Source organism: Sulfophobococcus zilligii, assembly GCF_055398255.1.
The window spans coordinates 24,868-37,633 of record NZ_AP042406.1 but is presented as its reverse complement, the minus strand read 5'-3'; the positions used below and the strand labels follow the sequence as shown (position 1 = coordinate 37,633).

The following is a 12,766-nucleotide window of genomic DNA, read 5'->3' as shown; positions in this document are numbered from 1 at the left end:
CTACTCCACTCCTCCTTTTTGAATAACTAATTCTCCAATGTATAATCCACTACCCGGTTTCCCCACTAATTCTCCTTTTTCAATAATTATTCTTCCACCTACAATCAAGTAGTGGGAGAACCCATAGAACTCCATACCCTCCCATGGAGTCCAATCTACTTTGTGGTGGTGGCTACTACCAGTAATCTTCCTGGGCGTTTTTGTTTCAAGAATGTAGAGATCTGCTCTCGACCCAATGTTTAATTCCCCGATGTACGGGTATACACCGAGTATTTTTGCAGGGTTTCTCGAGAATACATCTATAAACCTCTCAATACTAATCCTTCTTCCTAGAACTCCATGAGTGTATAGGAAGGGCCCCATTATCTCCAAGTTGGGGATACCACCCCAGGCACTCCAAACATCTACTTCCTTCATGTTTCTAGGTGCTGGTGCATTATCGCTTACATATGCTTCTATCCATCCACTAGATAATCCATTCCACAGTGCTTCCACGTCTTCTCTTGATTTAAGAGTCGGCGCGAGCTTCAAGTAGTTTCCATGTATCTTAGAGTCTTCTCTTGTAAAATACAAGTGGTGTGGGCACACCTCACTAGTTACTTTTACTCCTTGTTGTCTAAGCCACTTAATAGATTCTAATCCAAGTCTACTCGACAAGTGAGCTATGTGTACGTGTACTCCAATATCGAGTGCATACATTCCAATTCTAAGTATTGCCGCAGCCTCCGTTGCACTTGTCCTACTAGAGTGGTATGAAACAATGTCATCACGCCCTCTGTACACAGTCTCCCAGTAGTTGATTAAACCATCTTCTTCAGCGTGGAATACTCCCACTGCATCATTACTTCTTATTTCACGTAGTGCTAGTCCAATAGCTTCATCTTCGATTTTAAATGGCCTACACGTAAAGAACTTAAATGTCTTTACACCCCGTTTCCTCAATTCTCTTATTGAACCAATATTCTCCCTCTTTACAAATCCACCTGTTACTCCATAGTTGACATATGATTTAACACGGGCCTCACTTATCTTCCTCTCTAACACTTCGACTTTATCAACATGAATTCTCAATGGCATGTCTATTAGAGTCGTTATTCCTCCATAAGCAGCCGCGAGCGAACCAGTCTCCCAGTCTTCGTTTTCTACGTATTCAGGGTCGTATACATGAGCGTGTAGATCTATCCCCCCGGGTAGAACTAAGCGTCCTTCTACATCAATAACTTCGCTTGCATCTTGTCTTGGTATACGTGTAATAGACTGTATCAATCCATTTTCAATGTAAATCGATCCCTCAACAATACCTCCATAGAGAGGAATTCTAGCGTTTTTCAATAGTAGATCACTAGTCAAATCACACACCTAAATAGAGTAATTGAAAACCATGATTAAAAATAATGTTATCATAGTGGAATTAGTGAGTAGTTATACTGGCGGTGGTGGTTGTTTTAATGGTATTTTATTTAATGCTGATCTTGAAGCAATAAATACTAGTATCCAGCCAATAGGTGATATATAATTCGATATGAAACGCCCTAGTATCAATATTATAGCAGCCACTATGAAAATCCGTTCATCCGTGGTTTTCTCGAGTTTGAAGAGACCTATCCATAAACCTATTTCACCTATGAGTGATAATATACCAGCAATACCGAATATGAATCCACCTAATACGAGTATTAGTAGATTCATTGATAAACCTCCAATAACTATTAATACAATTCCAATTAAACCCAGTGGTATACTAGAAATATATCCAATTTTAACCAGAGTTGTAGAAATACTGAATTCACGGGCATTATAGTCTTTGAAAAACGTGAAGGATGGAATAATAAAACCATAAACAGCTATTATTAAAACAACTGCTATGACTAGTGCAATAGCGATTACTGGTGGGGAGATTAGGCCTGAAATAACTTCTCGTATAAGTGAGAGAATGAATTGTAGATTAAATCCTTTTCTACCTATCTCTTCAAGCAGTGAAAATACATCAATTGCAACTCTAGTAAAAATAAGTGAAATAATGTAATTCACTAGAATTAATAAAATAGATACTACTATCATTAAAATAGCACTAGTCTTTAATTTCTTCAAGCCTTTAACAAAGCTCTCTATGCTTTGTTGAGAAGGAGTTCCAGGTGGTAGAGGCAAGGACAACTCACACCCCCGTGTTTAAGTTTATATTTCCATATCATTTAAATATTTGTATTTAATTATAGAGAGCACTTATGAGTGAAAAGACTATAATTTATTTCCATGTCTCTATTAGTTAACACGGGTTTAAGAGAAACTTGTAAAAACATATAGAGACTCTACTACGTTGACACTATGAGTTCCAAGACGAGTATTAATACAGCTATTGCTATAAATAACCCTGTAACAATGCCTTCTATTATTAATCTCAGAGTATTATTTCTAATCCTTCTTTCTAATAAGAGGATTAATCCTGAATACCCGTGGATTAAACCCATTGTAGCAAATATTATTCTCAAAACAAGATCTGTGTGTATTTGTTGTGGTCTTGGAAAGAGTTTTACACTTGGAACTAGCATTTGATAGCCTGTTAACAAGTAGACTAGGCCGAGAACTAGTAGTGGAATAGAAGTAGCTTCAACTAGGAGGAGTGCAATTCTCAGGAGTCTAGGTTTAACCACTCCTCTTCACCTCGATATAACTCCATATATCAGTGAAGTCAATACGCCGTGGCTCTCTAGGAACACCTATTGGTATAATATATAATGGTATTTCATCTAGTCTAGCCCCGATAACACTTTGTACTCGGTCATCAAAAAAAGCACCTATTACAACAGTACCGTAGCCTAGTGCAGTAGACATTAAATACACGTTTTGACCTAAATGACCAGCCTCCATTGGAACATATCTCACTCTCCCGCGTTCACCATATCGCTGTGTAGTTCTCTCGAATACAGCACATACAACTAGGGATATAGGTGCATCTCTAACCCATTTCTGTCCTAGAGCCGCTTCTGCGAGTTCACTTCTCACATCTCCTGGTTTTACAAGGAGTAGTAGGTGTTTATGTACATCGTATTTATATACACCTGGTGCCATATACCCCTCTCCTCTAATCATCACTCCTCCTTCACCTATAACTACGTAGACTTCTAGAGGATAGGTTGCACCAGCACTTGGAGATGCTCTAAGACCCCATATAGGGTCTGTTACACCATAAGCACTCCATAAAATCAGTGCTAGGTGTTCTAGTTCAACTGGGTCGCTTGTATACTCTCTAATACTCCTTCTATAGAGAATAGCTTCTTCTACACTCATATTAGTGAGTTTTCTAGGTAGTGGTAGGAATATAATGGAATCTCTAACTACCACGCGTTCTAGTGGAAGAGTAGTATCTGTTTTATAGACAATCCACGCTATATAGGAGACTAGTAGTAGGGTTATAACAAGTGAAGCCAGTAAACCTATATGGCTTGCAAGACGCAAGGAAACCCCCTCAAATATTGATTAACAAGTGAGACTTATAATATAAATTCCTATTCTATGCATATATAAAACAACCTCTATTCATATCATTGAATACTCGTCTGAGCTTTCATTTTGGATATAAATGCCCCTCTACCCTTGACTAGTTTTTTATTTTCTTCTTTATCTCTACTCGGGAAATCCTTGAATTTAATATATTGTCTTCGCAGTTGAATTGAGCAATAGGAGTGTAGATGGCATTATATAGTTAATACATTGCCGAGTTAATAGTGATAAAAACAAGATAATCTTTAGAACACGGGAGTTGAAAGATAATACTGGATTTAATTAAGTTCTAATACTATGAGCTCGTACTCTCCTATTTTCATGTTTATTTTGATTTCTCCACCTGTTTTCTCCAACTCGTATTTTCTATTGGTGATCGGCGACCATGCTTGTTTAACCTCGTAGCCTCTAAGTGTTAATGTAGCTTCAACTGGTATGATGTTTCCTGGTGGCCAAATAGACTCTGCCGTGGAATGCCATATTAATGGGTCATCGGTATTACCACGCACTATTACTCGTTTATTAAATGTTAGATTTACTAGGTGCACTATTAACTGTCCACTCCGTTTATATGGCTCCATTAGTATTAAACCCGGTGTATTGAGTCTTATTGGTGGTTTACCAGCCATCCAGAGTATACTATTTAATATCAATTCTTCATATTCGGGTAGTCCGAGTCTCCAGTATAGTCTTCCAAGTTGTCCAGTAAAGTATATTGTTTTATAGTCTTCTCCTACAACTATTGCCGGTGCCTTTGTATCACAACCAGTTATTGGCGGGGATCTACCGTTTTCATATTCATAACCAAAGAGGCTTTGTGGTTCAACAACGTGTGCTAGTATTCTAGCTCTATCTCTAACATCTACGTGTACATGCCAGGATATTTCTGGTGGATTCCTCCGATCTCTAAATACCCTGTCGTAATCACCCCATAAAACAAGTCTATCTAATAAACTATTTGTAACTGGGTGTTCTCTGTCGTCAATTGATATATAACTCCATTGATACTTTAACAAGCCTCTATAAGATACTCTTAGAATATCTGCTAGTTGAAACTCCTCGAGGAAATCACCATGTTCATTCATAAGCGATGATATATATGTTGCAAGTAATCCACTACTACGTTCAACAAAGTCTTCTATGTATTTAACACCTAGACTTGATATTGAAGCAGTACTACCCAGTAAAAGTCCTTTGAATTCCATGAAATCTCCACTATCGAGTTGGGAGTCTACAATGAAGTCTACTGGGAGTCCATTATATGTCAATGCATAGTAAAATCCTCTAACATCGTCTGTAATATGCCTTGGATCACTTCTACCGGCCCAATCCCTACTTCTATTAGAGTAGACAACTCCAACATATCTAATTCTTTCAACTCCATTCATGAATTCCTCGAGGCGTTCTACTTCCTCGAAGACTTCTTTAACAACTTGTTTATACCTAGTTGACTGCATATACGTTGAACTAAATACTAGTATCATTGGATCTCCTCCAGCAGCGAAAATCTCTCTAATACCCTGTTTAATAGCTATTGGAGTTGTAGATGTAGTTGTTAACGCCATGTGAAATACGTTTCGAGTAGTCCAAACTCTTTTTCCACCTGAGAGTGCTTTGGTTAACTTAACTATTTCAGCTAGAAACCCTGGTGGTTGATAGTCTACTTCAGAGGCCTCGGCAAATACTACGTCTAGTGAATCCCTTGTAAGCTCTACTATTGTATTAGCCCGTCCCTTCCAACCGGCTGGATGGCTATTATAAACCAGTATAGCTCTAGGATTGATCTTTTTAATTACCTCGTTGATTTCTCGTATAGCTCTAACATTAACCATATACCTCCATTTAAATGTCTCTCTATAAGCTCTACTTTCAAAGTCTTCTATTCTCGGCATGTCTCTACCAAGTTCTCGTATATGCTTCTCTCTGCAGTATTGACAGTAACATGCCCTCTCGAGATCTGGCATATATCTAAACGAGTCTAGAAATACTCCGTCAACACCGTATTCTAAGACTTCACGGGCTTCTTCTACAACGATGTCTAAGAAGGGGCTATTTAAACACATAAGTGGCCATCTTAATGGTGGGTTTTTCTCAAGTAGAGGATTTGTATCCATGTGTATTACTTGTCCATTAATATCTCTCTGAGCCCACTCGGGGTGTCTACTATACAATTCAGGATTTGTTGTATGACCAATCATAACAACTACTCTAAGTCCTAGTTTTTTCGCCTCGTTAACTAGTTCTCTTAGAAAATCTCTACCACCTAGTCTCGAAGCCTTTCTAGCTACTTTACTATTATAGTATGCACGGCCCCATGCATCTCTAGCAAAAACAACAATTGTATCACAATGTAGTTCCCTAGCTAGTTTTGCTATATCTCCACCGTGAATTCTATCTAAATATACTAAGTCTCTATCTTCAAAGTTAAATTGGAGGATTCGAGACATCTAACAGACACCTCTAAATTCAACCCTACTTGCTGCTATATCTTCTAGAACCGCGTCTTGTGCTCCCACTGTGTAGATTGTACCATTAACTTCCACTACGAGCTGAGCAATTCCCCTATTACCATCTATCTTTGTATCTACGAGATCTCCCTCTACTATGCAGCTCTCAGAGCTCTTTGTATACCTTCCGTATACTATAACCTTTATATTACACTTTCTCTCAATTAACCTTTGTACCTCGTATATTGCTAACCTGAGGATTGTGAATGATGAAGGAGGCTTAATGAGTTCATCACGTATAATATTACTTCTAATCCACTTATTGAAGAAGTCTTGTAAGATGTGGTCTATTATTATGGGCTCTTCAATGATCAATCCGTAAACAGGGTTCTCTGCGATAGAACCTCTCCTCTGTGTAAGAGCAGCTGAGGCGGGAATCTGAGACAACGAGAATATCTCCTGATACACACTTTCTAATTTTACCGACGCGGGGGAGATTAGAGTAGTTTATAGGAATACCAGGAACCTCGTAGAGGAGGACGTATACCATGACTCCTTCATTATACTTCCTCTCTAGAACACTCGACATGTAATTCACAAACAAGTAATCTCCGCCAATCACGAGATCAGTGGTTGCCTTCTCTGCTATCTCCCTTGCTCTAACTAGGAATGAACGCCAATTCCTATTGACATATATAGCTGGCTCTTCAATAAGAGGCATTCCTCTAGAAGATTCTATTTTACCTAGTTCTTCTATAGCAGTCTTTTTAAGCTCGCTGACTCTTTCCAAGAACATTCCATCTATGACATTGACTGAAACAGCTCTAAACACACTTGGTCTACCTCTAGCCGCTTCTACAAGTCCTCTAGATACAAGCTCGTTGATGTAGTAGTATAGTTGAGAAGCTTTAACACCCATTATTTCACTAAGAGTTTTTAGAGGCATTGGACCGTGAGCTAGAAGTCTGAGGTACACTTCACATCCAAATCTACTAACTCCTAGAACAGAAAAGAACTTCGCCAGTTCTTCACTGCAAAGTCTTTCATTCACATCATCCAATTTTAACACCTATATGTATTTACATAAGAACTTTTATAAAGATTTTTATTAATTTCTAAATTTTACAAGGCATCTTTTTGTATCTATACGTGGATTCATAGATCTTACTTAATTTTTATTATAAAGTTTATAAGTTTGCGCGTTAAATAAAATACTGGTGGATGGTGTGTCTCGTGGCATAGCCCCTAGAATTCTCGCCGTTATTGTAGCTGTTATTGTGATCGTGGCTATTCTTGGAATAATCTTATACTATACCACTATTCCACCCGCCCCACCTATTAGTCCAACACCCTCACCTACTAGGCCACTTACAAAGATTATCTTTGCATCTACTCAACTAGCACCACCAGCTGAGCAGTCATTTATGAAAGGACTTCTATCTCAGTTACTTCACGAAGAGAATATCCAGGTAGAGTTTATTCCTCTTCCTCTTGGTTACTCTGACATGGTTTCTAAGCTCGAAGCTGAGATCTCTGCTGGTAGAGTTTCAGTTAGTGTTATTGGAGGCTTAGCTACTGAAATCGACTATTTCACGAGTAAGGGCTGGCTTGAAGACCTGGCTAGGTTTGGAAAGTTACCTAATAGAACTTTTCTCGACACAGCTGTAAAGGTAGTTGAAGATCTCAAGAGTACGTATAATATCACGGCTTTTATTCCATGGATGACAGCGACATTTGTAGTTGTTGTACACAATAATGCATGGAACTATCTTCCAACAGGACTTACAAAAGACGATGTTATAAAAGGCACTGATAAGTGGACATGGGATGCCCTGGTCTCATGGGCTCGTAATATCTATGAAAAGACTGGAGAGAAGAAAGTAGGTCTACCAGCTGGTGAAGGAGGCCTATTACACAGACTTCTACACGGATATCTCTACGTCTCCTATACTGGTTATCAATCAAAATACTTCAACTCACCAAATGCTGTTAAAATGTGGGAGATGTTAAAAGAGCTTTGGAAATACTGCCACCCAGAGAGTACTACATGGACTGCCATGGCAGAGCCCTTACTTAGAGGAGATGTTTGGCTTGCATGGGATCACACTGCAAGGATAACAGCTGCTGTAAAAACTAAGCCCGAAGAATTCACAGTTGTACCAGTTCCCAGAGGACCTATTAACAGGGGTTACATTATAGTTCTAGCTGGACTTGCAATTCCAAAGAATGCTCCAAACCAAGAAGAGGCGTGGATGCTAATAGAGTTCTTAACAAAACCCGAAGTCCAGGCGAGAGTAGCTGAAAACGTAGGCTTCTTCCCAACAGTCAAAGAAGCTACTCCTGCAATACTCGATCCCGGGGTTAAAAAGATCTCCGAAGGTGTTACAATACAACTTGGAACACTAGATGGTAAACCCGTATTTATTCCACCACTTGGTGGTAAAGCAGGCGACTTCGCAGCTATATATAGAAAAGCATTTGAGAGAATAGTACTCAAAGGCGAGGATATATCCAGTGTACTTGCAGAACTAGAACCAGCGTTAAAAGCAATATTCACAGAGCTGGGTATTCCAGAACCTTAAACACCTGGGGGGTTGATGTGGCATCTAAGAATAGAAGTTTTTTCACACCCTATCTCTTACTTCTCCCAACCTTTGTATATCTTGCTTTTTTCACTGGATACCCGATTATTTATGCAATAATTCTAGGAGTCTCTGGAGATCCCCCGCCTATCACTAGGATTTTCGAAGATATTGAAAGACTTAAAGACGTTGTTTTCTATACTTTTATCATAGCTCTCGTAGTCCCATTACAATTAGTGGTCTCTATTTTCACCTCTATATTCTTCCTCAATAGGTTTAAAGGACGTGAGTTTATATTGTACCTCTTTGTCCTACCACTAGCTATTAGTGAAGTAGCAGCTGCACTACTATGGTATACAATGTTATCGTCTCATGGCTTTTTAAACAAATTACTAAAAAGCCTTGGATTTATAAATACCCCTATTTACTTCTTTGGCTACGAGTTTAGAGATAGAACGCTACTCGCCATAGTATTAACTGAGATTTGGAGAGCTACTGCTATAGTATTTGTAATAATATATGCAGGACTCCAGATGGTTAATAGAGACTATCTTGAAGCAGCTGATGTATTCGGTTTAAACTTCTGGCAAAAACTCAGATACGTGATCCTACCACTCCTAAAGCCATCTATACAAACAGCACTCATAATTAGGACGATATTTGCTTTTCAAATAGTGGGACCTATAATGGTGCTTGGTGGAGGCTATATTAGGACCATGGCGACCGAGGTCGTTTACTGGTATTCTATGAGGTTAAATCCACAAGTAGCAAGTGCTTGGGGTGTTTTAATAGGCCTCATTATACTAGCTCTGGGAGCTCTCTACATAAAGTTTATAAAACCAATCGAGGTGTGAGATGTGAAGAGAATACTCGTATATTTTGTAGCCGTGATTATTGCTCTCTGGATTATAATGCCAATTATGTATACTATTATCGCTTCTTTCGCAGATCTCTTAGATTACTATCAACACATTATTCCCAGGAAATACACATTTAGATACTACGAGGAGTATCTAAGACTTGGTATTGGAGAAGCTTTAATAAGAAGTGTACAAGCGGGTTTTATGACCGTGGCATTTAGTTTTGCAATTGGACTTCCAGCAGGATATGCAATTGGAAGACTTAAATTCAAAGGGAAAGATGTAGTTAGAATGAGTATACTCTTCTTCAGAGTCATTCCAATAGTGTTAATGGCTGTACCACTCGCCATACTCTTTATTAAAATTGGACTTTACGACACTCTACTTGGAATTGCACTTGCCCATACTGCAATAGCCCTACCCTTCGTAGTGTTAATTACTTCAAGTATTTTCATAAGTATACCGAGAGAGCTAGAAGAAGCTGGAGCTATATTTGGGCTTTCATCACTCCAGGTTTTTATACGGATTACACTTCCACTAGCTCTACCAGGCCTAGCAGCTGCTGCTTTATTTGCATTTCTAATCTCGTGGAATGAAGTAGTAGCTGCAACAATACTAAGCTATCTCAATAGGACTCTCCCAGCGTCTGTTCTAACTCCATATGTTATGGGAACTGGTGGAGAACTCCCAGACCCCTATAAATTCGCCGCTGCAACTTTAATGATTGTCCCTGCCTTCATCTTCATTGCATACATTAGAAGGTATTTAACAGTTATGTGGGGTGCTGCAGGGGTGAAATAGACTTGGTTCTAGTTGAATTAGAAAACATAGTCAAGAAGTTTGGAGCTGTAGTAGCAGTAGATAATGTTAGTTTCTCAGTGAATCACGGAGAGTTCTTTGTACTACTAGGTCCATCCGGCTGTGGTAAAACCACAACACTGAGGATCATAGCCGGCCTTGAAATCCCCGATTCAGGCAGGGTTTTATTTGATAAGAGAGATGTTACAAATATACCACCTAGACTTAGAAATGTTGCAATGGTCTTTCAGAGTTATGCTGTATGGCCTCACATGAAAGTCTACGAAAACATAGCACTACCACTAAAGATCAAGAAATTGCCCAGAGAAGAGATCGATCGTAGAGTAAAACAAGTCGCCGAGATGCTCAATATAACACACTTACTCGAGAAATACCCATTTCAACTATCTGGTGGCGAGAGACAGAGAGTAGCCGTGGCTAGAGCACTAGCAGCACAACCCGATGTATTATTAATGGATGAACCACTCAGTAATATAGATGCACTTCTTAGAGTCCAGGCGAGAGCTGAACTTAAAAGATTGCAGAGGAATCTCAAGATCACCACTATATACGTAACCCACGACCAGATAGAAGCCATGGTTTTAGCAGATAGAATAGCTGTAATGAACAAAGGGCGAGTAATGCAGATTGGAACACCCGACGACGTCTACAAGAGACCTCAGAACAAGTTCGTAGCTCATTTCATTGGAACCCCACCAATGAATTTCTTCGAGGGATTTGTAATAGATGAAGGCGTAGATGTCGGTTTTACTAAGATACCATTTAGAAGTGTTCCAATAGAGCTTCTAGGAAGACGAGTCACTATAGGTGTAAGACCAAGCGATATTGAAATCAAACCAGTTGAAAATGGAATTCCATTGAAAGGAACTATTATATTAATTGAAAATCTTGGAGATGAATATATATCCCACATAGATGTAGGAGGTGTAATCTTAAGAGTCCAGTCAAGAACTAGGTTTCACGAGGGAGAAGAGATCACGATATATCTAAGTAGAGATAAACTCCACATATTTGATGAAAGTGAAAAAAGAATCGAGCTATTTTACTAAGACATTACTGAGTTTAATAGCAGTTTAATCATTAATCACTATGAGTGATAACACGTAGGGTGAATGTATTAAAATGATCTCTCTCCCCCGCGTCAACTATATCGATGAAGAAGCTACTAGAGACATCGAGGTATTATTGAGAGAGGGGTTTAAAACAGCTGATCCTACTCTAGCTGTTAAACGAGTTGTCAAACTCATAGATGACGTCGTGGTTGTTGATTCATTGAAGTTTAAACCGCGTAGAATACACGTTGTTGGTTTTGGAAAGGCATCTCTAAAAATGCTCATGGGTCTCCTCGAAGCACTAGACAACCGCGTAGAAGGTGGTATAGTAATAACTCCTGAATTCCAGGGACGTATAGGGCCAGTAGAAGTTTTACGTGGAGATCACCCGTATCCAGGCGAGAACACATTAACTGCTTCGAAGAAACTACTAGAATACTTGTCTAACAATGTTAGCATAGAAGACCTTGTCTTTGTATTGATTAGTGGTGGGGGTTCTGCTCTCTTTGAAATACCAGAAAAAGAACTCACACTCGGAGATATAGCAGAGGTTACTAAGAAACTCATGCTTGCTGGTGCAGATATATATGAATTAAACACTGTGAGAAAACACCTTTCAAGAGTTAAAGGAGGTAAGTTTGCTCGATATATAAGGGGTGATATAGTAGCTCTCATAGTGAGTGACGTTGTAGGCGATGACTTGGGAACTATAGCATCTGGACCACTAGCTCCAGATCCAACGAGTTTTCAAGATGTCTATAGAATCCTCGTTAAACGTGGAGTTTGGAATCAATTATCGAGTAGGATAAGAGAATTCATTGAAAAAGGATTGAAAGGACTTGTTGAAGAAACTATAAAACCAGGAGATCCATTGTTAAACAAAGTACATAGTTTTATTGTAGCGAGTAATACAGAGTCACTACTCGCCATGGAAAACAAGGCTAGGGAAATGGGGTATAACACTCTTCTACTAACTCCTTATCTAACAGGTGAAGCACGTGAAGTAGCAGGATTTCTCGCTAGTATTATAAAGTCTATTGCGAGAATAAATAAACCCATACATAAACCAGCTGTTCTCATTGCTGGTGGAGAAACAACTGTAACTGTCCGTGGTCGTGGGGTTGGTGGTAGAAACCAAGAACTATGTCTGGCATTAACAATCGAGATTAGAGATGTAGAAGGTGTAATAGCTACGTGTATTGCAAGTGATGGTATTGATGGAAATAGCCCTGCTGCAGGTGCTCTAACTGGAAGTAGTGTTTATAGAGTTGCAGTTGAATCTGGATTAAAGCCCGAAGAATACCTAGATGAAAACAATAGCTATAGCTTCTTTGATAAAATGAAGCTCTCAATAAAAACAGGTTACACAGGGACAAATGTAAATGATTTCTTTATAGCTATAATTAAGTGAGTATATGATATATTTTAACCACTATGGTTTTAAGTAGTAGTCTAATAATAACTATTAAAAATCTAGTAAATCATAGAGAGAAATATTCAGATTT

Annotated in this window: 12 protein-coding genes; 5 read left to right on the top strand and 7 right to left on the bottom strand. The window is 38.9% G+C overall.

Annotation, left to right across the window (positions count from 1 at the left end; all coding sequences use genetic code 11):
- From ACZ5YP_RS00205 to ACZ5YP_RS00175, 7 genes are all read right to left on the bottom strand, one after another.
- A complete protein-coding gene (locus ACZ5YP_RS00205) occupies window positions 1-1,350 on the bottom strand; it encodes a dihydroorotase (RefSeq protein ID WP_464835222.1) in 1,350 nt (449 codons plus the stop codon).
- 72 nt (window positions 1,351-1,422) lie between these two features.
- Window positions 1,423-2,154: a DUF973 family protein gene (locus ACZ5YP_RS00200; protein ID WP_464835221.1), complete on the bottom strand. Its 732-nt coding sequence runs from the start codon at window positions 2,152-2,154 to the stop codon at window positions 1,423-1,425.
- A gap of 158 nt (window positions 2,155-2,312) precedes the next feature.
- Window positions 2,313-2,651 carry a hypothetical protein gene (locus tag ACZ5YP_RS00195; protein ID WP_464835220.1) on the bottom strand — a complete coding sequence of 113 codons (339 nt, stop codon included), beginning with the start codon at window positions 2,649-2,651 and terminating at the stop codon, window positions 2,313-2,315.
- Entirely contained in the window at window positions 2,644-3,456 is an 813-nt protein-coding gene (locus tag ACZ5YP_RS00190) for a SagB/ThcOx family dehydrogenase (RefSeq protein ID WP_464835219.1), read from the bottom strand. The genes ACZ5YP_RS00195 and ACZ5YP_RS00190 overlap by 8 nt, the downstream gene beginning before the upstream one ends.
- Window positions 3,457-3,779: 323 nt before the next feature.
- Window positions 3,780-5,948, bottom strand: a complete 2,169-nt coding sequence (locus ACZ5YP_RS00185; protein WP_464835218.1) for an alpha-amylase family protein — start codon at window positions 5,946-5,948, stop codon at window positions 3,780-3,782.
- The gene (locus ACZ5YP_RS00180; protein WP_464835217.1) at window positions 5,949-6,323 is read right to left on the bottom strand and encodes a TrmB family transcriptional regulator sugar-binding domain-containing protein; all 375 of its coding nucleotides are present in this window, start codon (window positions 6,321-6,323) and stop codon (window positions 5,949-5,951) included.
- Window positions 6,313-6,999 carry a TrmB family transcriptional regulator gene (locus tag ACZ5YP_RS00175; RefSeq protein ID WP_464835983.1) on the bottom strand — a complete coding sequence of 229 codons (687 nt, stop codon included), beginning with the start codon at window positions 6,997-6,999 and terminating at the stop codon, window positions 6,313-6,315. Before ACZ5YP_RS00175 ends, ACZ5YP_RS00180 begins: the two co-directional genes overlap by 11 nt.
- Before the next feature lie 175 nt (window positions 7,000-7,174).
- Between ACZ5YP_RS00175 and ACZ5YP_RS00170 the strand changes: the two genes are divergently transcribed.
- The 5 genes from ACZ5YP_RS00170 (at window position 7,175) to ACZ5YP_RS00150 (ending at window position 12,672) form a co-directional block, all read left to right on the top strand.
- Window positions 7,175-8,530 (top strand): ABC transporter substrate-binding protein, encoded by a 1,356-nt coding sequence (locus ACZ5YP_RS00170; RefSeq protein ID WP_464835216.1) that lies wholly within the window; start codon window positions 7,175-7,177, stop codon window positions 8,528-8,530.
- A gap of 17 nt (window positions 8,531-8,547) precedes the next feature.
- Window positions 8,548-9,384, top strand: a complete 837-nt coding sequence (locus ACZ5YP_RS00165) for a carbohydrate ABC transporter permease (RefSeq protein ID WP_464835215.1) — start codon at window positions 8,548-8,550, stop codon at window positions 9,382-9,384.
- A 3-nt stretch (window positions 9,385-9,387) separates the two neighbouring features.
- Complete coding sequence (locus ACZ5YP_RS00160; protein WP_464835214.1) at window positions 9,388-10,191, top strand: carbohydrate ABC transporter permease; 804 nt, start codon at window positions 9,388-9,390, stop codon at window positions 10,189-10,191.
- A gap of 2 nt (window positions 10,192-10,193) precedes the next feature.
- Entirely contained in the window at window positions 10,194-11,258 is a 1,065-nt protein-coding gene (locus tag ACZ5YP_RS00155) for an ABC transporter ATP-binding protein (protein ID WP_464835213.1), read from the top strand.
- 73 nt (window positions 11,259-11,331) lie between these two features.
- Window positions 11,332-12,672 (top strand): glycerate kinase type-2 family protein, encoded by a 1,341-nt coding sequence (locus tag ACZ5YP_RS00150; protein ID WP_464835212.1) that lies wholly within the window; start codon window positions 11,332-11,334, stop codon window positions 12,670-12,672.
- Window positions 12,673-12,766 lie beyond the last annotated feature (94 nt).

Coding starts and splice junctions, on each gene's coding strand:
- ACZ5YP_RS00185 (WP_464835218.1), bottom strand. CDS start 5,948: ATGTCTCGAATCCTCCAATTTAACTTTGAAGATAGAGACTTAGTATAT.
- ACZ5YP_RS00150 (WP_464835212.1), top strand. CDS start 11,332: ATGATCTCTCTCCCCCGCGTCAACTATATCGATGAAGAAGCTACTAGA.